The sequence below is a fragment of the Longimicrobium sp. genome (assembly GCA_036389135.1).
GTDB lineage: Bacteria > Gemmatimonadota > Gemmatimonadetes > Longimicrobiales > Longimicrobiaceae > Longimicrobium.
The window spans coordinates 30,626-52,208 of record DASVQP010000040.1 but is presented as its reverse complement, the minus strand read 5'-3'; the positions used below and the strand labels follow the sequence as shown (position 1 = coordinate 52,208).

The window sequence follows — 21,583 nt, the reverse complement described above, 5'->3', positions numbered from 1 at the left end:
CGGCGTCACTGCGTGGCCCCCGGGCGGCGGTCCGGCTCCACGTGCACGATCACGTCCTGCGCGCCGAGCTGGTCAGCGACCTCGTTCTCCACTCGGTCGGCGATGTCGTGCGCCGTCTCCACGTCCAGCCCGCCGCGCACGGCGATGGTCAGCTCGGCGAAGAGGGCGCCGGGCCGCCCGCGCGAGCGCACGTCGTACACCTCGCGCACACCCGACACCATCCCCGCCAGGCGCCTGATCTCGGTCGCCTCTACTGCGCGCTGGTCCACCAGCACGGGCACGGCGTCGCGTATGATGCGCCACCCCGTGCGCGCGATCAGCACCGAGACGAAGAGCGTCGTCCAGGCATCGCCGTGCGGCACGCCGAGCTCCGTGAGCCCCAGCCCGGCGAGCACCGCCACCGTCACCCACACGTCCGCGCGCAGGTGCGCCGCATCCGCAAGCAAGAGGTCGCTGCGCAGCGCCTCGCCGCGCCGCTTCTCGTACGCGGAGGCGATGAGGCCGATGACGAGCGACAGGGCCATCGCCCCGACCGCAACGGTGGCATCGAGCTCCCGCGGCTCGTTGCCCAGGATGCGAGACACCGCGCCGCGCACCAGCTCGGTAACGGTGATGGAGAGGAAGGCGACCATGGCGAGCGCGCCCAGCGTCTCGAACTTGGCGTGGCCGTAGGGATGCTCCTCGTCGGGCGCGGCGCCGGCTACCTGCGCCAGGACGATGGCGACGAGCGTGGTCAGCACGTCCAGCCCCGAGTCGATGGCGCCGCCCAGCACCGCCAGCGACCCCGCCCGCACGCCGGCGTACGCCTTCACCGCCACCAGCGCCAGCGAGACGGCCAGCACGGTGTTGAGCACCCGGCGCACGTCCGCCGAGCGCCGCGGCGATGCCTCGCGTCCGGCGGCCGGGCGTCTCATCACCCCACCAGCGCAGTGCGCACCCGCGCCGCCGCCTCGTCCACGGCCGCCGAGATCGCCGCCTCGTCCAGCGTCGCCAGCACGCCGTCGCGAAAGAGGACGCGCCCCTTCACCGCCGTCAGGATCACGTCCGTGGCGCGCGCGGCGTGGAAGACGGCCGCCACCGGATCGTGCACCGGGCGCACGTGCGGGCCGGCCAGCGACACGGCGCACAGATCCGCGTCCTTGCCCGGCTCCAGCGTCCCCACGCGGCCGTCGATCCCCAGCGCGACCGCGCCGTCCAGCGTGCACAGCCGCAGGAGATCGGCGGGCGATAGGATCTCATGTGACGCGAGCTGGCCGCGGTGCACCACGGAGGCGATGCGCGCCTCCTCCAGCAGATCCAGCCGGTTGTTGCTCCCCACGGAGTCGGTCCCCAGCCCCACGCGCACCCCCGCGTCCCGGAGCGCGGCGTACGGCGCCACTCCGTGCCCCAGCTTGGCGTTGGCCACCGGGCAGTGGGCCACCGCGCACCCCGCCTCGGCGATGCGCAGCACGTCCTCCGCATCGATCGTCACGCAGTGGATGAGGAGCGGGCGCGCATCCAGGACGCCGAGCCGGTCGAGCATCTCCACCGTGGTCCGGCCGCGCACGGGCGTGTCGATGCCGCGCGCCTGCAAGCCGGGCGCAAAGTCTCCCGCGCCGCGCTCCACCAGCTCGCGCTCCGCCAGCGACTCCGATGCGTGCACCGCCATGGGGAGGTCCTCCGCCACGCAGTACTCGGCGGCGGCGCGGAAGAGGCGGTCGGATACGGTGTACGGCGCGTGGGGCGACACCCCGATCCTCACCAGCTCCGTCTCGTCGCGGCGGAGTTGCTCGACAGAGGCGCGCAGCTCGGCCATGGACTCGTCGGCCTGCGCCGGATCGGGGCCGAACACCTCGCGGTAGAGGACGCCGCGCATCCCCGCCTCGCGCATCGCCACGGCCCCGGCGGCGGACGATTCTGTGGCGGCGAGCGTGGTCATCCCGGAGCGGATCGCCTCCACCATCGTCCAGCGCGCGGCTACGAGGTAGTCTTCGTCGCGCATGGCCGTGCGCTTGGTGCCCACCAGGCGCAGGATCCAGTCGCGGAAGCGGAGGTCCTCCAGCGCGCCGCGAAAGAGCGACAGCTCGGGATGGGCGTGCACGTTGACGAGCCCGGGGAGGAGGGCGGCCGCGCCCATCTCCACGATTCCGGCCTCAGGGGGCGGCTCGATGGCCGCGCTGGGGCCGACCGCCGCGATCCGCCCGTCCGCGCCCACCATCACCGCGCCCTCGCGGATCGGCTCCGCCGCCACGGGCAGCACCCACGCCGCGCGGTAGATGGTCGCCCTCTCGTGCGTCATTCCTCCCTCGGTACCGGGTCGCCTGTGCGTGAGCGGCCGCGCAGGTGCACACCGCGTTCCGCGGGGCCCTCACCCCCGCTCGTTCCTCGCTGCCCCCTCTCCCGATAACAGGAGAGGGCTGCGCCCTCTGTTATCGAGAGAGGGGGCGAAAACCGTGCGCCGCGCAGATGCCCCGTAGGGGCGCGATTCATCGCGCCCGCCCTCTGCGCGCCTCGACCCATGCACCCCACACCAATCCGGTAGGGGCAGACCTGCATGTCTGCCCGCCCTTGCCCCCGCGCCGACCCCGCGCCCCACGCACCCATCCCGTAGGGGCCGCCCCGCGTAGCTGCCCGTGCCCGCCCCCGCGACACACCCCGCCACCCGCGCAGACACCCCCCGCTCCCCGCGCTTTCGGAGTGGGGCAGCGAGGAACGAGCGGGGAGAGGGCCCCTCAGTTCGGGAAGCTGAACAGCGAAGCGCTCAGCGCACGACGGCTGCTGCGCCGGATCTGCGAATGGTCGTCGGCGGCGCTGCGGCCGACGGCCTGGCCGATGCCCAGCGACACCTGGATGCCGCCGGCATCGAACCGCGGAGCCACCGGGGCCGCGATGTCCAGGCGGTAGGTGCGGCGCGATCCCGGGGGAAAGGCCACGCGCAGCCCCAGCCCCGCGCTCGCCTGAACCGGCGACTCGCGGCCGTACAGGTCGCCGCCCTGCCAGATCTTCCCCACGTCCACGAACGCCGCCGAGCCGACGTCGAAGAGGCGCGGATACGGCCATCCCAGGTACGCGCGGTGCTCCAGCGTAGCCACGGCGCGGCGCTCGCCCATGAAGACGTGCGGCCGGTAGCCGCGCATCCCCGCCCGGCTCCCCAGAGTGAGCTGGAAGGGGACGGTGGTCCGCCATCCGCCATCCAGCGCGGCGGCGGCCACCCAGGTGAAGCGGCTGTCGGGGCCGGGCCGCCAGTACGCCCACCCGTCCGCCTGGCCAAAGAGGTTACGCCACTCGAAGCTCCCCACCGGCGCCGCGTAGTCGCGCCGCCCCTCGCCCACCAGCCGCACGCCGGCGAGCAGCCCGCCCGGCAGCTGCCCCGCCGCAAAGAACCCCAGGTCCACCGCCAGGTCGTCGTCGGTGGAGAGCGCGGAAAGGCTGCGCCCGATTCCCACCTCCGCCTCCACACCCAGGCGCACGTCCTCGGATCCGCGCACGGCGTCCAGGGCGCGGCGTCGCTCGAACCAGACGTTGCGCTGGCCCGCCAGGAAGACGAAGCGCAGCGACGACACCGAGTCCAGCCCGATCACCTTGCCGCCGCCCGGGAGCGGGATGGTGACCTCGCCGCCGCCGGAGGTGCGCAGCGAATCGCCCGGGTACACCGTCCAGTCCCCCGCCAGCGCCACGCCAAAGAGCGTCAGGTTTCCGCGCTGCCCCAGCCGGAACACCGTCCCCACGTCGAAGGCGCGCCGCTGCTCGGCGAAGAGGAAGCGGCGCGGGCGGCCGGCTTCCGCATCGGGAATCCAGAACTCGAAGTTGTTTTCCTCGTGCTCGAACTGCTCGCGCAGCGCAAACCGCCCCGCCTCGCCCCGAAAAGGCCACGCCAGCCGCTGCTGCACGGCGTAGCCCACCGGCGTGCGCGCCAGGGAGATCTCCGCGTCCGTGTGGGTCCCCAGGAGGTGGCGCGTGGCGAAGGAAGCGCCGAACACCCGCTCCCCCTGCCGCTCCTTGATGAACGCGGACACGCGCTGGCCGCGCCCCAGCAGGTTGTCCTCGCGCAGCTCCAGCCCGCGCAGCCCCACCTCGCCGCTCTCCATCTGCGGCTCCAGGCGGGTGGACCACTCGTCGCGCGTCTCCACCACCACGTGCATGGTGCTGTCCGGCTGGCGCACGGCGAAGACGTCCGCGTCGGCGATGTACGAGGTGCTGCGCAGGATGCGCTCCGAATCCAGCAGGAGCGCCTGATCGTAGCAGTCGCCCTCCCTGAAGAGGAGCTCCCGCCGGATCACCTGGTCGCGCGTGCGGATGTGGGCGCGATTCGCCAGCCGGAAGGCCCATCCGAAGCGCGATCCCTGCTTCCCCGCCTCCGTGTCGAAGACGGAGCGGTTGTCGATGAACACCTGCGAGATCCGCCCTCCCGTGCACTCGTCCACGTGGGCGTCCTGCGCGCTCGCCAAGCGCGCAAAGAGCGCCCCCGCCACCAGGGCGAGCGCGCAAAGGAAGCGGTCAGGGCGGCGCAGGTTCGGCAACTTCGCGGCCTCACGGCGCGGTACGGGCGCTCCGCCGGGCAGCAAGGCCGTACGGGGCGCGATGGAAGATTGTCCAGACGCAAGGAGCAATGTTCGCGCCCGGCTCAAGGCGAAACGAGGCGGAAGCCATGCATCAGGCTCCGCCTCGTACCCCACCACCGCCCGGGAGTGTCAGTCGCGCGTGGCCGCCAGCGAAGTTTGCGACGACGCAAGCCGCGCCAGTGACGCTTCGGCGCGCGCGCAGTCTTGGACCGCGCCACTTTCTTTGAAGATGTCGCGCGCACGCTCCAGGTACGCCTGCGCTTCTTCCACTCCGCCGGTCTGCAGGCGCAGCTCGGCGTAATCCGCCAGCGTTTCCGCTTCAAGGAACGGATACCCCTTGCCGCGCGCGATCTCCAGCGCCTTCTCGTAGAGCGTGAACCCGTCCGCGTGGCCGCGCGCGCGCGCGATGTTTCCACGGCCCTGGTACATCCGCCCCAGCAGGTACGGACTGGCCGCCGCGATGGCGTGATTCTCCGCCACAAGCGCCCAGTCCTCCGCCTGCGTCAGGTGTCCCTCCCTCAGGAGAAGCTGCGCCAAGTCCACCGCGATGGCTACACGCAGTGTGGGCGGCACTTCGAGCTTGATGGCGCGCTCGTACGTTGCCGCCGCTTCCGCCATCCTTCCCTGCTCCAGCCGGAGATGACCGAGGTTGTGCAGGCACACCCCGAGGTCCCCGGGAGACGGGTGGTCGCTCCAGACGGCGAGCGCCCGCTTGAACCACTCCTCGGCCTCGTCGAGCCGCCTCAGGCGGGTGGCGACGTTGCCGAGGTTGTTGTAGAGATGCCCGCGCGCCGTGGTCAGCGTCTCCGCCGGCGCCGATTCCGCACGGGCGAGCGCGTCCCGGTAGTAGTTCTCCGCCTCGCGCCAGTTCCCCTGCCAGAGGAGCACGTTCCCCTCGCCGGTGCGGGCGACCACCTCGCCGTGCAGATCCCCGGAGTCGCGCGCGAGCTCGGCACTGCGCTCGTAGTGCAGCGCCGCCTCCTGGAAGTCGCCCAGCGACAGCGCCACGCGACCAATGCGCCGCAGCGCCAGCACCTGCGCCCCTTTTTCGACCAGCGGGAGCGCCACCCGCATCGCCGCGTCGTAGCACTTCCGCGCGCTTCGCGCGCGTCCCAGGGCCTCGTGGTGCTCACCGAGTCCTACCAGGTGCCGCGCCACGGTGTCAAGGTCGCCTTCGAAGAAGCTGCGGAAAAGCGGGCGGAGCCGGTCGTGAAGCGTGGCGACGTACTGCCGCAGGGCTTCATCCGCCTCCGCGAGCGATTGCTCTACGTCCGTAGGGCTGAGGACGCGCTTGTCGACCGTGGTGTACGCTGTGGAGCTGTCCCACATCCGACGCGGGTCCGGCGCGGCCGCGCCGATCAGGCGCAGCCGCAGGACCTCAAGTTCGTCGAGCGCGGGAAGCAGGCCGAGGAGCTCCTCGACTACGAAGGCGGAACGTTGCACAGGCACCAGGACCGGTGCGTTCAGCCGCCCGAGGAAGTCAGCGTGCCACCGCGCTCAGCCGTGCCGTACGTGGAGAAGTGCCACACCTGCGTCTGCACGCGCTGCCCGTCCGAGGTCAGCGTACCACCCACGCTGGTCCACAGCTTGGTCGACTCGTCAAACCAGAGCGCAGCGGCGGCATAGCCCTCCGAGGTGGTGCCGGCGTACGGGAGCTCGATGGTGATGGGCTGCGCGAACTCCACGTTGTGCGGCCCGAACTCCGCCAGCGCCCGCTCCGTCCCCTCCCTGGGGAGGCTCAGCGTGAACATCGTTACCTTGTCCACCGCGCCGGCCGGAACCACGATGCGGAAGCCGTAGTAGCTCAGCGTGCCGCCCGCGGGCCCGATCCACGCCTTCGCCCACAGGTTGGCGGGCTTGGCCTTGATCACCTTGTACGCCGCCACCCGCTCCACGTTCTGCAGCTGGAGCGGGGTCTCCGTCTCGAGCCGGGGCTGCACCGGCGCCGCCTGTCCCTGCCCGCCGAACGGTCCACCCGCCTCCCCACAGCCAGCCACGAGCGCAAGGACCGGCACCACACCAAACAGGAAACGGCGAAGACGCATGCGTACCTCCGGAAGGGATGGGAAGGACACGGGGAGGGGGCAGGAGAGGCCAGAGAGCCGCGTACCCGTGTGCGGAAATTCATTTGGGGACGTTGTAAAACTAACCAAAGTGTACGGATGGTGCAATACATCCGTGACACACGCTCAGGTCGGGACCCCCAGCCTGTATTCGGCGATCTTGCGGCGCAGCGTGTTGCGGTGGATTCCGAGCCGCTCGGCCGCCATGGTGAGGTTGTTCGCCGTCTCGGCCAGCGCTCGGCGAATCATCCTGCGCTCCATCTCCTCCAGCGTCACCAGCGGCATCTCGGCCGGGTCCGCGGCGGTGGGGCGCGCCGCGGGCGGGTGGAGAATGTCGGCCGGCAGATGCTGCGGGAGGAGGATCTCGCCCTCTGACATCACCACCGCGCGCTCCATGGCGTTGCGAAGCTGGCGCACGTTCCCGGGCCAGGGGTGCGCGCGCAGGGCGCCGAACACCTCCTCGGCCACGGCGCGCACCGGCCGCGCGTGCTCGCGGCCGTAGTGGGCCACGTAGTGCAGCGCGAGCTGGTCCAGGTCCGCCCCGCGGTCGCGCAGCGGCGGCAGGTTCAGCGCGACCACCGCCAGGCGATAGTACAGGTCTTCGCGGAAGCGGCCCTCGCGCACCGACTCGGCCAGGTCGCGGTTGGTGGCGGCCACGATGCGCACGTCGATGGACACCGGCGACCCGCCGCCCACCCGCTCCACCTCGCGCTCCTGGATGGCGCGCAGGATCTTGCTCTGCAGCGCCAGGCTCATGTCGCCGATCTCGTCCAGGAAGAGCGTGCCGGCGTTGGCGCGCTCAAAGCGGCCGATGCGGCGCCCGATGGCCCCGGTGAAGGCGCCCTTCTCGTGGCCGAAGAGCTCCGACTCCAGCAGGTTCTCCGGGATGGCGGCGCAGTTGATGGCAACGAACGGCCCCTTGGCCCGCCGCGAGCGCGAGTGGAGGACGCGCGCCACCATCTCCTTGCCCGTGCCGCTCTCCCCCAGCACCAGCACGGTGGCGTCGCTGTCCGCCGCGCGGGCGATGGACTTGAACACCTGCATCATCCCCGCGCTGGACCCCACGATGGCGTCGCCGCCGCGAACCTCGTCCGGAATGGGGCGCAGGCGTCGCACTTCCTCGATGCCGGCCAGGATCTCGCGCACGCGCCCGCGCGGGAGCGGCTTGGGGAGCACGTCGTGCGCCCCCTGCCGGATCGCCTCCAGCGCCAGCTCCATCGACGGGCGCTGCGAGAGGAGGACGACGGGCGCCGAGCCGTCGCCGCGCAGCCTTCCCAGGATCTCCATCCCCGCATCGGAGAAGTCCGCGTCCAGCAGGATCAGGTCCCACGTTCCGGTCGCAATGAGGCGTAGCCCGTCCGTGAGCCCGTGCGCGGTGTGCAGCTCCGCCGCGTCCAGCTCAGGTTCGAGCGTTCGACCGACGCCGCGGTCTGCGTCCAGAAGGAGGACCTTCAAGGGCAATGGGGTGCGCTGGTAGCCGGAATTGAGGTTTGGTCGAGTATAGCGCCCGCACGGAAGCGGCGCAAACGCGCGACGGGGGACGCATACGGGATTATTACGGTGTCGGCTCCGCAAAGTCCAGCACGACGGGAGCGGGGGACCCGCGGCGCTGCCGTGGGTCCCCCGCACACCGGCACGGGCGCGCCGGAACATCAGCTTCTCCGGCGCGCCGCGGCGCGATTACAGCGCCGCCTTGTACAGCAGGCGGTTCGGCGTGCCGGTCACGTTGCCGGTGATCACGCCGGTGGTGGAGTTGTTGATGATCCAGCTGCGGATCGTGGAGTACGACGCGTCGCCGTAGGTGCCCTTGTAGAGCGCGCCCACGCCGGCAACGTGCGGCGAGGCCATCGAGGTGCCGCTGATGGTGTTCGTCTGCGTGTCGCTGCCGTACCACGCGGAGGTGATGCTGCTGCCCGGCGCGTACAGCTCCACGCAGCTCCCCCAGTTGCTGAACGACGACTTGGCGTCCGAGCTGGTGGAGGAGGCCACCGTGGTCACCGTGGAGGCGCGGGCCGGGGAGCGGGTGCAGGCGTCCGTGTTCTCGTTGCCCGCCGCCACCGCCACGTAGACGCCCGCATTGGAGAGACGGTTGACCGCGTCGTCGGTGGCCTGGCTCGCGCCGCCGCCCAGCGACAGGTTGGCGACCGCCGGCTTGATGTGGTTGCTGGTCGTCCAGTCGATGCCGGCGATGATGATGGAGTTGGCGCTGCTGCCGGAGCAGGTGAACACCTTGACCGCGCGGATCAGCACGGCCTTGGCCACGCCGTACGTCTTGCCGCCGACGGTGCCGGCCACGTGCGTGCCGTGCCCGTTGCAGTCGCTGGAGTTGCCGTCGCCCGTGGCGTTGTAGTTGTTCTGGGCGCGGGTGGTGCCGTCCGTCTTGCGGAACTCGCTGTGCGTGGCGCGCACGCCCGTGTCGATGATGTACGCGCGGACGTTGGAGGCGGTGTTGGTGTAGTTGTACGTGCCGCTCAGCGGGCGCGAGCGCTGGTCGATGCGGTCGATCCCCCAGGTGGCGCCGCTCTGCGTGGTGGCGGCGTCGACGATCTGGTCTTCCTCGATGTACGCCACGGCCGGATTGTTCTGCAGCGCGTTGACCTGGCCCTGGTTGAGCTCGGCCGCGAAGCCGTTGAGGGCGGCCGTGTAGACGAAGCGCGGGCTCACCTGCGCCACCGCCGCCACGGAGCGCGGATCGGCGCCCTCGTTGAGGACGACGATGTATTGCCCCTCGATGCCGCGGCCCGGCGCGGCCTGGTAGAGGCGCGCGCCCTCGGAGGGCGCCTTCATGGCGGTGGGGGTCTGGTCCGAGCAGGCGGCCAGCGTGACGGCGGTCGCCAGCAGCAGCGAAGTACGGTTGAAGCGCATGGTGTACGAGTCCTCTCTCCGGATGGTGAAGGATCATCGGCCGGCTGGCTGCCGGACCGGCACTGCGACTGCACCGGACCCGGGAGCGGACCGCGTCCGTACGGACGTTCGATCCAGCCCCCGCCCCACTCCCGCCCCCGCTCCCACGTGCAGTGGAGCGGCGCCCTCGGAACCACGATCGTGTGCGTTTTGGACGCCCCGCTCAAAGGCACGCGGCGCGCCATTCCGGTGCGCGCGGGCAAAGCTGTGCCGCGCAACGACATACCGTTTTGAGGCGCTGAGAACGGGCGGCGCACTTTGGTGCACCGCCCACCAATTTGCAGCGCCCGACCCGCGCCGAGCCCAGGAAACACCTGATATCGCCTGACAGAAAGGATAGAAAGGTCGGTCTCACCCAGAGGCGCAGGGGGGGAACAACGGAGAAAAGCCTCACACGGAGGACACAGAGGGAACTGCAAGCCACAGAGGAAACCTTTTGCTGTTCTCTCTGTGGCTCTGTGTCTCTGTGTGAGACCATCTGTTCTCATTCTGGTGCGGCCCGCGGCGACTGGCGAAATCGCGCGCGGGCGCGTAGTTTTTGGGCTTCTGCCCACGCCCCTTCCCGGGGGCACCCCGCGCGCGCGGCGGGGTATCATCGGCGAGTCCCGTATCTGTGGGAACGACCGACGCTTACGAGCTTCCAGGCACGCTGTAAATGGCCGACGACATCACCCCGCCCGATTCGAACGAGTTCGCGGAGCAGCCCACCGGCGGATCCAAGGTCCTTCCGCGGCTGATCGAGGACGAGATGCGCGAGTCGTTCATCGACTATTCGATGAGCGTCATCGTGCAGCGCGCCCTTCCCGACGTGCGCGACGGGCTGAAGCCGGTGCACCGCCGCATCCTCTTCGCCATGCACGAGGCGGGGCTCGCCCCCAACCGCCCGTACCGCAAGAGCGCCACGGTCGTCGGCGACGTGCTGGGCAAGTACCACCCGCACGGCGACAGCGCCGTGTACGACTCGCTCGTGCGCATGGTGCAGGACTTCTCCCTGCGCTACCCGCTGGTGGACGGGCAGGGGAATTTTGGCTCCATCGATGGCGACAGCGCGGCGGCCTACCGCTACACGGAGGCCCGCCTCGCCCCGCTGGCCACCGAGCTGCTGGCCGACATCGACAAGGAGACGGTCGACTTCTCACCCAACTTCGACGACCGGCAGGTGGAGCCGCGCGTGCTGCCGGCGCGCGTTCCCAACCTGCTGGTCAACGGCTCCAGCGGGATCGCGGTGGGGATGGCCACCAACATCCCCCCGCACAACCTGCGGGAGGTGGTGGGGGCGTGCATCCACCTGATCGACAACCCGGAGGCCACCAGCACGGACCTGCAGGCCTTCGTGCGCGGGCCGGATTTCCCCACCGGGGGCGTGATCTACGGGCGCGAGGGGATCCGCGAGGCGTACGAGACGGGGCGCGGGCGCGTGGTGATCCGCGCTCGGGCGCAGATCGAGGAGCGCGAGGACGGGCGCGGCGACCGCATCATCGTCACCGAGATCCCGTACCAGGTCAACAAGGCGCGTCTCATCGAGCACATCGCCGAGCTGGTGCGCGACCGCAAGCTGGAGGGGATCAGCGACCTGCGCGACGAGAGCGACAAGCGCATCCGCATCGTCATCGACCTGCGGCGCGACGCCATCCCCCACATCGTGCTGAACCAGCTGTACAAGCACACCACCATGCAGAGCACCTTTGGGGTGATCATGCTGGCGCTGGTGGACGGGGTTCCGCGCGTTCTCAAGCTGCGGGAGATGGTCTACCACTTCCTGCAGCACCGCCACGAGGTGCTGCGCCGCCGCAGCGAGTTCGAGCTGCGCAAGGCGCGCGAGCGGGAGCACATTCTGGAAGGGCTCAAGATCGCCGTCGACCACATCGACGAGGTGATCGCCATCATCCGCGGCTCGGAAACCACGGAAGAGGCGGGGATCAGCCTGCGCACGCGCTTCACGCTCAGCAACCGCCAGTCGGACGCCATCCTCAACATGCGCCTGGCCCGCCTCACGGGGCTGGAGATCGAGCAGCTGGAGGGCGAGCTGGCCGAGGTGCGCGCCACCATCGCGGACCTGGTGGACATCCTGGGGAACGAGGCGCGCCGCCTGGAGATCATCAAGGAAGAGCTGCGCGAGGTGGCCGACCGCTACGGCGACGAGCGACGCACCGAGATCCTGGGCGACGCGGGCTCCTTCTCCATCGAGGACCTGATTCCCGACGAGGAGATGGTGATCACCGTCTCGCACGCCGGCTACATCAAGAGCCAGCCGGTGGCGGCGTACCGGGCGCAGGCGCGCGGCGGGCGTGGCATCAGCGGGGTGACGACCAAGGAAGCGGACTGGGTGGAGCACCTGTTCCTGGCGCGCACCCACGACTACCTGATGTTCTTTACCCGCGAGGGGCAGTGCTACTGGCTCAAGGTGCACGAAATTCCGCAGGGGTCGCGCGGGAGCCGTGGCAAGCCCGTGGTGAACCTGATCAACGTGGAGCCGGACGAGAAGATCGCCGCGCTGGTGCCGGTGCGTGAGTTCGCGCACGACAAGCACCTGATCTTCGCCACCCGCAAGGGCGTGGTGAAGAAGACGGCGCTCGCCGCCTACGGAAACCCGCGCAAGGTGGGCCTGAACGCCATCAACGTCCTTGAGGGCGACGAGCTGATCTCCGTGCAGGTCTCGGACAGCAGTTGCGAGGTGATCCTGGCGACCTACGAGGGGATGGCGATCCGCTTTCCGCAGGGGCGCATCCGCGAGATGGGGCGCGCGACGACGGGCGTGCGCGGCATCGCGCTGCAGGGCGACGACCGCGTGGTGGGGATGGTGGTCACCAAGCCCGGCCCCACGCTGCTGGTGGTCACCGAGACGGGGATGGGGAAGCGCACCGACGTGGAGGCGTACCGCCTGCAGGGCCGCGGCGGCAAGGGCGTGATCAACATCCGCACGACGGACAAGACGGGGCGCGTGGTGGCGATCATGGAGGTGCACCCGGGCGACGAGCTGATGGTCATCACACGCCAGGGCGTCATCAACCGCCAGCCGGTGAACGGGATCCGCGTGATTGGCCGCAACACGCAGGGTGTGAAGCTGATCAACCTGGGGCCCAAGGACACGGTGATGGACGTGGCGCGCGTGGTGAACGAGGACGCCGTCCCGGAGCCCATCGTCTCCGAGGCCGAGGAAACGACGGAGATCGTGCCTTCCGCCGCGCTCGAGGAGGACCTGGGCCTCGATGAGGAGCTGGAGGACGACGACGCCGTTGACGCGGACGACGTGGACGACGAGGAGCTTCCAGAGGACGACTACACGGACGACCACCTGGACTCGCTCGGCGACCTGGACGACGAAGTCTGAGACCGGGTCCCATCCCGGCTCGTCACCTCGCTGCCCCTCCCCCAATAACTACCTGGGGGAGGGGCAGTCGCATGTATGGGTGCGCGGGTGCCCCGGGCGTCGCGGGGGCAGCCACGTGGGGCGGCCCCTGCCGGGTTTGGGGTTGGGTGCGAAGGGCGGGGGTCGAGGCGGAGGCAAGGGCGGGCGCGATGAATCGCGCCCCTACGGGTTCGTGGGTGAAGCGGGGGGTCCGGGCGGGGCGAGGGATGGCAGACACGCGGGTCTGCCCCTACGGGATGGGGGTAGGCGGCAGGCGGTGGCGGCACGGACATTTGGACCACACACGGAGTTCTCCCCCTCGCCCGCCCTGCGTCCCCGCAGGCGGGGGAGGGCCGGGGGAGGGGGCACCCTGCATGCGCCGGACGCCAGCAATGCACGCGACGCCCCCTCTCTCGATAACGGCGAGGGCGCAGCCCTCTCCTGTTATCGGGAGAGGGGGCAGCGAGGAACGAGCGGGGGTGAGGGCTACCCGCGCCGCCCCCGCGGCCGGCGCGGCGGCCTGCGCGGCTTCGGCTTGGGCTTCGGCTTCGGCTTGGGCTGCGCGGCGATGGTGCCGGGGCGGGGGGTGATCTTGACGTCCGTGATGGACAGCACGGCGGCGGTGTTCACCGTCTGGCGCACGCGGTAGATCTCGCCGGTGGTGCCGCCGTCGTACGTGCGGTTGGTAAGGATGATCACGAACATGTCGCGCTGTGGATCGATCCAGACGGAGGTGCCGGTGAAGCCCAGGTGCCCAAAGGAGCTGGACGAGAGGTAGTCGCCCGCGGACGAGCGGGGGCCGGGCTTGTCCCACCCCAGGCCGCGCTTGCCGGGGAGCCCCTGCGGCGCCGCGAAGATGCGCACCGTGCGCGGCGACCACACGCGCCGGGCGCCGTACGCTCCGCCGTTCAGCATCGTCTGCGCGTAGACCGCGATGTCGCGGGCTGTCGAAAAGAGCCCCGCGTGGCCCGTCACGCCCCCCAGCCGGAAGGCGTTCGCGTCGTGCACCACACCGTCGATGGTGTACGGCCGCTGCGAGCGGAGCGCGGTGGGTACCGTGATCGGCTGCACCAGCGCGACGGGGGGATCGTACTGCGTAGACTGCATCCCCAGCGGGCCGTAGACGCGCCGCGCCAGGAACTGGTCCACCGGCACCTCCGCTCGCCGCCGCACGACCTCGGCCATGGTGATCATCCCGAAGTCGCTGTACTCCATCTTCTCGCCCGGGCTGTAGACGAGCGGAGTTCGGTAGACCCGCCGCAGCGCCTGCTCCGGGTCGCGTGCGTCGGCGTACAGGTCCGCGCCGGCGGGGAGGCCGGAGGTGTGGGTGAGGAGGTGGCGGATGGTGACGTCGCTCTTTTCGCCCCCGCGGAAGAGCGGCACGTACCGCCGCACCGGCGCGTCCAGCGGGAGCTGGCGGTCGTCCACCAGCGCCATCGCCGCGGCCGTCGTGCCCACCACCTTGGTGAGCGACGCGAGGTCGAACAGGGTGGTCTCGGGGTCCACCGGGACGCCGCCGGTGCGGCCGTAGCCCGTGATCTTCACCAGCTTCCCCCGCCGCCCCACCGCCACCGCCGCGCTGGTGAAGATCCCGTCGTCGATCGCCTTCCTCATCAGCCGGTCGATGCGGGCCAGAGAGTCGGCGCTCATCCCGGCCTCCTTGGCGGGGGCGCGCTGCAGCGTGCGGGCGGCAGGCCAGGCGAGCGGCCGCGGCGCCACCTCCTCACGCTCCAGCACGCCAGATACCGCGCGCGCCGCCGCCCGCTGCGCCTCCGGCCCCGTGCCCCACGCCAGCACCGCCGAGGGGACCTGGGGAAGCGAGTCGCCGGGCGCGGGGAGAAAGGTGACGTAGACGATGCGGCGCGAGGCCGTGTCCGCGGGGGCGGTGGTGCTGTCGCGCTTCACCGTGTCCACCGGGATGGCGACACCGGGGAGCCGGTCCACCACGCGCGGCGCCGCCCCGGGCAGCGCGACGGCTACCACGCAGGGCGCATCGTTGGCGGGCCACGCCGTCAGCGCGGAGAGCGGGCCGCGGCGCGCCACCCACGGCGTCCCCAGCGCTGCCAGCCCGCGCGAGCGGCGCGCCAGCTCGGCGGTGAAGACGGGGAGATGCATGTTCTTGGGAAGGACGAGGACGGTCCGAGTGCAGCCGCGCAGGAGGGTGGCGGGCGCCGTGCCCGCCACGTTCACGGCGCGCCCGTGGAGCTCCTCCGCCAGCCCGAGCGCCTCCGCTCCACGCAGGGCGGCGCGCACGGTGGAGAGTGAGTCCTGGCGCGGGCGATCCACCCCCAGCCGCGCCTTGGCGGCGAAGATGCGCCGCACGGCCTCCTCCACCCGCGCGGCGGAGAGCGTGCCCCGCTCCACCGCGGAGGCCAGCGTTCGCACCACGGCGGCGGGATCGTCCACTCCCACCAGCAGGTCCGCGCCCCCCGCGATGGCCGCGACCGGGGCCCCGGCCCCGAAGCGGGCGCGGAGGGGGCTGCCGGGGCCCACTTCGGCCACCAGGAGCCCGTCGAAGGCCATGTCGCGGCGCACCACGCCCGCCCCCGCCACCGGCGACAGGGGGAGCGGAACGGAGTCGCCCGTGAGCGCGGGGAGCGCCACCCAGCCGAGCTGCACCCCCATCACGCTGTCCTGCACCGCGGAGCGGAGCGCCGCCAGCCCTCCGGCCTCCAGCGCGGCGCGGTCCCAGCGCAGGATCGGCGGGACGGCTCCGGAGGCCCAGCGCGGCGGGTCGAGCGCGGTGACCAAGGCGGGGAGCCCCGCCGCCCGCAGGTCGCGGAGGAACTCGGCCGTCGCCGCGGGGCCCCCGGTAGTGGTGACGTCGCCCGGCACGCCTCCAGAGGGGCCGGGCAGACGCGGGCCGGGGATCACCGCGAGGTCGATGCCCACCGCCTTCGCCTCCGCGGCGACGGCCTGCGCGGCGCGGGTGTTGATGACGGCGGGGCCCAGCTCGGACGGCGCGGGAAGCTCCGTGCCGCCATCCAGCACCGCGCCCACACCGCGCTCCAGCCGCGCCACCACCAGCGGCGGCACCGGCCACCCGCGCCGCAGCGAATCCAGGAGGACGGCCGCGCGCTCCGCCCCGCCCCCCGCCAGCTCGATCCCTCCCACCCGCGGCGTATCCGCGAGGGCGGCGGGGAGTCCGGAGGCGGGGACCGCCACGCGCGCGACCACCATCTGCGCCAGCTTGTGGCGCAGTGGCATGCCGGCGATGCGTCCCGGCGTCCAGGGATTTTCCGGCGGGGGCGACGAGCAGGCGGCGAGCGCCGCCATCGCGAGCACCGCGAAGTGGAGCCGTCCCGCGATGGAACGGCGGATGATGCGCGAAAGCAAGTTTTCCATTCGGTCTGCGTCAGTCGGGGCGCCCGGCGGGCCGCCCCCGCGCAGGAACGGCACGAACCGGACCCGCGCCGTGGGACACATCTGGTGCAACGATGCGGCGCAGATGCCTCAGCCGCGCCACCCGCGTCACGCAGAAACCCGCGAAAACGTTCACACTGTGCATGTCGCGGGGGTGGTCCGGCTCTTGCCCCTCGCGCGCCAGGACAGCCATTCGCCTAGCCGGACTCCCCCGGGCAATCCGCCCGCGCCCCGATCGGTCTCCAAGCATCTCTTCCACGAGTTCCGCCGCCCGCCGGCACTACGACGGGACACCGCGCGCACCCTCCCACGGCGCCGCGATCCCGCCACGGGCTGAGAACCATACATCGTGACATGAGCGACACCCCCACCACGGTCTTCGTTGCCGACGACAACGCGTCCATCCTCCACGGGCTGGAGCGGGCGCTGCGGGCGAGCGGCTACGCCGTGCACACGGCCACCAACGGCCACGCCATCATGCGGCTGCTGGAGGCGGCCCCCCAGCCGCCCGACCTGGTGCTGCTGGACGTGATGATGCCGGAGATGAGCGGCCTGGACGTGCTGCGCCGCCTCCGCACGGAGCCGCGCTGGGCGGACGTGCCCGTGGTGCTGATCACGGCCACCAACGACGGCGCGCTCCCCGTCTCCGCGCTGCGCGACGGGGCGGTCGACTTCCTCACCAAGCCCTTTCGCCTGGACGAGCTGCTGGCGCGCGTGCACTCGCACGTCCTGCGCAACCGCGAGCTGCGCCGGGTGCGCGAGCAGGCCCGCATCCGCCTGGAGACGATCGACCTGATCCGCGAGCTGAACCGCGTGGTCACGGCCGACGAGATGTTCCACCTGGTGACCTCGCGCACCGCCCAGATCCTGGGCGTGGCGCGATGTTCCGTGCTGGTGGTGGAAAAGGGGGAAACGGAGGTGCGCATCGCCGCCTCCTCGCAGGGCCAGCCCGAGGACAGCCTCGGGCTGCACCTGGAGGACTACCCCGAAGTGGCGGAAGCGCTTCGTACGGGCCAGCCGGTGAAGGTTCGCGACGCGGATTCTTCCCCCCTCTTCGACGGGGTGCGCGGCGACTGGGCGGCGCGCGGCTTCGTGCGCCCGCTGCGCTCCTCCATCGTGGTCCCCTTCGCCATCGCGGAGGGGATGACGGGGCTCTTCGTGGAGCGCGCCACGGTGGACGAGCCGGCGCTGGGCGAGGAGGCGGCGGAGCTGGCGGTGCGCGTGGTGGAGGCGATCGTCCAGGCGTGCGACCGCGTGCAGGTCTTTCAGCGGCTGGTGGAGCAGCGCGAGCGCGCCCACGACATCGCCAACACGGACGAGCTCACCGGGTGCTCCACGCGTCGCTCGCTCCTCCTGTACCTGCAGGGGGAGCTGGACGCGGCGCGCGAGCGGGGCGAGCCGGTGAGCGTGGCGGTGCTGGACCTGGACCACTTCAAGCAGATCAACGACACCTGCGGCCACATTGCCGGCGACGCGGTGCTGCGTGCCCTGGGCGCCTGGCTCACGGCCGAGGGTGCCGCGCGCCCGCACGACCGCGCCGGCCGCTACGGCGGCGACGAGTTCGTGGCGGTGCTCCCCGGCACGGGGCCGGCGGGCGCGCGGCGCTTCGCCGAGCGGGCGCGGAAGCACATCTCCTCCATCCCCTTCGTCTTCGGCGACGTGGCGGTGCGCGCCACCCTCAGCGCCGGCATCGCCTCCTGGCCCGACTGCGACGCCGCCACCGGCGAAGAGATCATCGCCGTGGCCGACGCGGCGCTCTACACCGCCAAGGAGCGCGGCCGAGACCAGGTGTGCCTGCCCCCGGAGCTGGGGGTGGGATAATGGATGGCGGGCGGGCCCCTGAAAACCGGGGGATGAATCCCCCGGCTGGAACCACGGGAAAGCGGCTAAAGCCGGCTCGAGAAGCGCGATATCAGACCCCGAGTCCGCGCAGGCGGACTTTGTGCTTTTGTTGCCGCGAGTTCACTCGCCCGGGGACCAGGGAAACCAGGCAACCCAAGCAACCAGTCACCCCGGGCAAACAGGGCTCCTTCAGGGCTCCGGCTTCAGGACGCCGCGCTTGACGGCGGCTTCGAGGGGGGTGGGGACGGCGTAGTAGGGCTCGCCCATGCGCGCGGCAAGGTCGCGGACGCTGTCGGCGCGGGCGTTGTAGAGGTCGGCGGCGGCGGCGTGGCGGTCGTGGGCCTGCTGGTACTCGCGCAGGCGGACGTTGCGCTCCACCACGTGGCGGTTGTAGCGCTCCAGCTCGGCCTTGTACCGGCCGTACAGCGCCGTGGGAAGGTAGCCGCCGTTGGAGAGGCGGTTGTAGCGCATCAGCGAGCGCCGCTCCTCGTCCAGCTTGCGGTCCTCCGCCTCCATCACCGCGCGCCTCCTGCGCGCCTCCGCCCGCGACAGCGTCAGCTCCGCCCCCGAGTCCAGGAGGCGCTCGCGCAGCTCGCCCACCTGGCGCCGCTCGTCGCGGAACGCCGCCCAGCGGTAGAGCTGCTCGCTCAGCTTTACCCCGACGACGGCCAGGAGCACCAGGAGCATGAAGCGCGGCGTCGACTTCATCGCGGAGCGGCGGATGCGGGGTGGCGGAGAGCGCGCGCGGAGGGCGCAACGTGCGCGCCCGATGGAAGATGCAGGCTCCGTCCAAAGTCCGCAACATCCGCATCGCCGCACCCGCATCGCGCGCGCCCGCGCGAGGAAACACGTGTGTACGTGGCACGTATCGTGCGGCGTCTGATTCGTCTCGACCGGGACGCGCAACGGCGTCCGGCGCGAAGGACCCAGCAGGAGGAGCACGCGATGCAGCCCAGCCGTAGACGCCCCCCACCGCCCTGGGAACGAGGAGGAGCCGCCCCCCGGCATCCGGTGGGCCGCACCCGCCGCCGCTTCACCGACTCGCCGGAGTGCGCGCAGCGCTATCGCCGCGCCTACGACGGAGCCGGTGACCGCAGCATCGACGGCGAGCGCCGCGTGAGCGAGGGGCTGCAGGTCCGCCGCCGGCAGCATGGCGGGCTGATGCAGGGCCTCCGCCGCACACCGCTCCGCGACGGGCTCGTGGGGCTGGCGATCGTGGGCGGCGCCGCGCCGCTGGCGATGTCGCGCCTGGACGCCCTGCGCACCGACCGGTCGCACGAGTCGATCGTCCCCACCGTGGGGAACATCGTCCCGCTCACGAACGGCGCGGTAGGTCAGGCCTGGCGCGACGCCACCAACGAGGTGGAAGCCAAGGCTACCGAGCAGGTGGCGGCCAAGTCGGTCGAGCGCGACGCGTTCATCCAGCAGAAGATCGAGCGCTACAAGGACATGGGGCTCGACCGCAAGCTGGCGGAGAGCATCTACGACCTCGCCCTGGAGGAGAAGATCGACCCGGACATCGCGTTCGGGCTGGTGCGCACCGAGAGCGAGTTCAAGGCCACCGCGCAGAGCCACGTGGGCGCCGTCGGCCTCACGCAGCTGATGCCCGCCACCGCCCGCTGGATGCGCCCGGGGACGCAGGTCGCCGACCTGCGCAAGCCGGAGGTCAACCTCTCGATCGGCTTCCGCTACCTGTCTGAGCTGATCGAGAAGTACGACGGCGACAAGGAGCTGGCGCTCCTGGCCTACAACCGCGGCCCCGGCACCGTGGACCGCGTGCTGAAGCGCGGCGGCAACCCGGACAACGGCTACGCCAAGGCCGTTTTCACCGGCGAGGGCGTGCACCGATAGACGCACTGCCAGCGTGCGAAGCGGGCCCCGGAGCGATCCGGGGCCCGCTTCGTTTTTGCGCGGTCAGAGGCCGGGGCGCAGGAGGAAGATCCACTCCCAGCCGTCTTCGCCGCGCATGAAGCCGGCGCGCAGGTCGGGGTAGTTGGGCGTGGTGGCGTACTCCGGCGGCGCCGCCCACACGCGGGTGCCGGGGACGGCCGCGACCCCGCGGTCCAGCAGCCCCGGAAGACGCGCCAGGTTCTGCGCGCGCGTGCTCATGAGCTCCCGCACGGCCGGGATCACCCCCTCGGTGCCGCCGTGCGCGTGCACAAAGGTGCGCGACATCGCCATGCGCAGGGCGGCGGAGTCGCGCCGCACGGCCGCCGTGCGCACCGCCAGCACGAACTCCGCGAGGTCGCCGTTGCGCGCGTCGGCGGGGGTCTGCGGCACCCAGATCACGCGTCCGCGGTCCGCCCAACCCACCGGAGCGCCGGGGCACACCACGCAGCGAAGCTCGAGAGAATCGCCCGCGTCCTGCACCACGGCGAGCCGCATCCCCAGGTACGGGAGGCGCGTGGGGACGGGGCCGCGGAGGAGGAGCCCCGCCTCCCGGCTCCACACCTCGACCGGCTGGACGATGGGCGCCACCACGGCCGGAAAGGGATCCAGCGGCGGGATTGGAGGCGGAGCCGGCGGCGGGGGCGGAGGGCTCGCGCAGGCGGCGGCGAACAGGAAAAGTGCGGCGGCGTATCGCTTCATCGGCGGGTCGGGTGGTGTGCGTGTGGGCGGCCGCGGTTTTCCGCGCCGCCGCGCGCGTGTAAATTCGCCCGATCCGTCCCGAACGCAACCCGTGCCCGGAGCCGCCGCTGAATCCCGCCTCTCCCGCCCCGCTCGCGCTCCTCTGCTCCGTCCCCATCGAGTGCGCCGCCCTCGTGGACGCGCTGGACGGCCGGCGCGAGGAGCTCGTGGGCCGCAAGTCCGCGTGGAGCGGGCACCTGGACGGGGTGCCGGTCATCCTCTTCCCCTGCGGGATGGGGAAGACGAACGCCGCCCACGGCGCCACCGCGCTCCTCGAATCGCGGCCGGTGCGCGGCGTGCTGGGCTTCGGCGTGGGCGGCGCGTATCCCGGTTCAGGGTTGATGCTGGGCGATGTCGCCCTCGCCTCGCGCGCCGTCTACGGCGACGAAGGGGTGGCCGCCCCGGACGGTTGGATCGACACGGGGGGGATCGGCATCCCCCTGGTGGAGCTCGGCGGCCGGAGCTGGTTCAACGCCTTCGACGCGGATGCGGCCCGCGTCGAGGCGGCGCGCCGTGCCCTGGAGGCGGCGGGGATGGCGGCGCGCGTGGGACCGTTCGTCACCGTCTCCACCTGCTCCGGCACCGATGCCCGCGGCATTGAGCTCGCCACGCGCTTTGGCGGCCTGGTGGAGGGGATGGAAGGCGCGGCGCTGGCGCACGTCGCCACGCTGTACGACGTTCCCTTTCTGGAGCTGCGCGCCATCAGCAACGCCGTCGAGGACCGCGATCTCTCCCGCTGGCGCCTCCGCGACGCTGCCGACGCGGCGCAACGGGCCGTGCGCGTGGTCGTCCGTGCGTGGGACACGCCACCGGAGGGGCGTAGACCGTAGGCCGGAGACGGGGCGGGCACGGGCAACCACGTGGGGCGAGGTCGGGGTGCGATGAAAGACAGC

The 21,583-nt window shown here is 71.8% G+C and carries 14 protein-coding genes; 4 read left to right on the top strand and 10 right to left on the bottom strand.

Features of this window, described 5'->3' with window-relative positions:
- Positions 1 to 5: 5 nt before the first annotated feature.
- From VF584_09920 to VF584_09890, 7 genes are all read right to left on the bottom strand, one after another.
- On the bottom strand, positions 6 to 914 hold the full coding sequence (locus tag VF584_09920) for a cation diffusion facilitator family transporter (protein HEX8210479.1): 909 nt from the start codon (positions 912 to 914) through the stop codon (positions 6 to 8).
- Positions 914 to 2,278: an amidohydrolase family protein gene (locus VF584_09915; GenBank protein HEX8210478.1), complete on the bottom strand. Its 1,365-nt coding sequence runs from the start codon at positions 2,276 to 2,278 to the stop codon at positions 914 to 916. The genes VF584_09920 and VF584_09915 overlap by 1 nt, the downstream gene beginning before the upstream one ends.
- A gap of 433 nt (positions 2,279 to 2,711) precedes the next feature.
- Positions 2,712 to 4,499, bottom strand: a complete 1,788-nt coding sequence (locus tag VF584_09910) for a hypothetical protein (GenBank protein ID HEX8210477.1) — start codon at positions 4,497 to 4,499, stop codon at positions 2,712 to 2,714.
- Positions 4,500 to 4,670: 171 nt separating this feature from the next.
- A complete protein-coding gene (locus VF584_09905; protein ID HEX8210476.1) occupies positions 4,671 to 5,990 on the bottom strand; it encodes a tetratricopeptide repeat protein in 1,320 nt (439 codons plus the stop codon).
- 14 nt (positions 5,991 to 6,004) lie between these two features.
- Complete coding sequence (locus VF584_09900; GenBank protein HEX8210475.1) at positions 6,005 to 6,586, bottom strand: hypothetical protein; 582 nt, start codon at positions 6,584 to 6,586, stop codon at positions 6,005 to 6,007.
- 144 nt (positions 6,587 to 6,730) lie between these two features.
- Positions 6,731 to 8,059: a sigma-54 dependent transcriptional regulator gene (locus VF584_09895; GenBank protein HEX8210474.1), complete on the bottom strand. Its 1,329-nt coding sequence runs from the start codon at positions 8,057 to 8,059 to the stop codon at positions 6,731 to 6,733.
- Between the two features lie 225 nt (positions 8,060 to 8,284).
- Positions 8,285 to 9,469, bottom strand: a complete 1,185-nt coding sequence (locus tag VF584_09890; protein HEX8210473.1) for a S8 family peptidase — start codon at positions 9,467 to 9,469, stop codon at positions 8,285 to 8,287.
- Between the two features lie 694 nt (positions 9,470 to 10,163).
- Between VF584_09890 and gyrA the strand changes: the two genes are divergently transcribed.
- A complete protein-coding gene (gene gyrA / locus VF584_09885) occupies positions 10,164 to 12,839 on the top strand; it encodes a DNA gyrase subunit A (GenBank protein HEX8210472.1) in 2,676 nt (891 codons plus the stop codon).
- 504 nt (positions 12,840 to 13,343) lie between these two features.
- Here the strand turns inward: gyrA and VF584_09880 are convergent.
- Positions 13,344 to 16,202 carry a serine hydrolase gene (locus VF584_09880; protein ID HEX8210471.1) on the bottom strand — a complete coding sequence of 953 codons (2,859 nt, stop codon included), beginning with the start codon at positions 16,200 to 16,202 and terminating at the stop codon, positions 13,344 to 13,346.
- A gap of 372 nt (positions 16,203 to 16,574) precedes the next feature.
- Between VF584_09880 and VF584_09875 the strand changes: the two genes are divergently transcribed.
- On the top strand, positions 16,575 to 18,041 hold the full coding sequence (locus VF584_09875; GenBank protein HEX8210470.1) for a diguanylate cyclase: 1,467 nt from the start codon (positions 16,575 to 16,577) through the stop codon (positions 18,039 to 18,041).
- A gap of 210 nt (positions 18,042 to 18,251) precedes the next feature.
- On the opposite strand, the gene VF584_09870 is transcribed toward VF584_09875, so the two are convergent.
- Positions 18,252 to 18,770 (bottom strand): hypothetical protein, encoded by a 519-nt coding sequence (locus VF584_09870; protein HEX8210469.1) that lies wholly within the window; start codon positions 18,768 to 18,770, stop codon positions 18,252 to 18,254.
- Positions 18,771 to 19,073: 303 nt separating this feature from the next.
- Here VF584_09870 and VF584_09865 point away from each other — a divergent pair, with 303 nt between their 5' ends.
- On the top strand, positions 19,074 to 19,913 hold the full coding sequence (locus tag VF584_09865) for a transglycosylase SLT domain-containing protein (protein HEX8210468.1): 840 nt from the start codon (positions 19,074 to 19,076) through the stop codon (positions 19,911 to 19,913).
- Between the two features lie 63 nt (positions 19,914 to 19,976).
- Here VF584_09865 and VF584_09860 read toward each other — a convergent pair whose 3' ends face one another.
- Positions 19,977 to 20,651 (bottom strand): hypothetical protein, encoded by a 675-nt coding sequence (locus VF584_09860; GenBank protein ID HEX8210467.1) that lies wholly within the window; start codon positions 20,649 to 20,651, stop codon positions 19,977 to 19,979.
- A 62-nt stretch (positions 20,652 to 20,713) separates the two neighbouring features.
- Between VF584_09860 and mqnB the strand changes: the two genes are divergently transcribed.
- Complete coding sequence (mqnB, locus tag VF584_09855; protein HEX8210466.1) at positions 20,714 to 21,520, top strand: futalosine hydrolase; 807 nt, start codon at positions 20,714 to 20,716, stop codon at positions 21,518 to 21,520.
- The last annotated feature ends 63 nt before the right edge of the window (positions 21,521 to 21,583 follow it).

Coding starts and splice junctions, on each gene's coding strand:
- VF584_09920 (HEX8210479.1), bottom strand. CDS start 914: ATGAGACGCCCGGCCGCCGGACGCGAGGCATCGCCGCGGCGCTCGGCG.
- VF584_09915 (HEX8210478.1), bottom strand. CDS start 2,278: ATGACGCACGAGAGGGCGACCATCTACCGCGCGGCGTGGGTGCTGCCC.
- VF584_09900 (HEX8210475.1), bottom strand. CDS start 6,586: ATGCGTCTTCGCCGTTTCCTGTTTGGTGTGGTGCCGGTCCTTGCGCTC.
- VF584_09890 (HEX8210473.1), bottom strand. CDS start 9,469: ATGCGCTTCAACCGTACTTCGCTGCTGCTGGCGACCGCCGTCACGCTG.
- gyrA (HEX8210472.1), top strand. CDS start 10,164: ATGGCCGACGACATCACCCCGCCCGATTCGAACGAGTTCGCGGAGCAG.
- VF584_09880 (HEX8210471.1), bottom strand. CDS start 16,202: ATGGAAAACTTGCTTTCGCGCATCATCCGCCGTTCCATCGCGGGACGG.
- VF584_09875 (HEX8210470.1), top strand. CDS start 16,575: ATGAGCGACACCCCCACCACGGTCTTCGTTGCCGACGACAACGCGTCC.
- VF584_09870 (HEX8210469.1), bottom strand. CDS start 18,770: ATGAAGTCGACGCCGCGCTTCATGCTCCTGGTGCTCCTGGCCGTCGTC.
- VF584_09860 (HEX8210467.1), bottom strand. CDS start 20,651: ATGAAGCGATACGCCGCCGCACTTTTCCTGTTCGCCGCCGCCTGCGCG.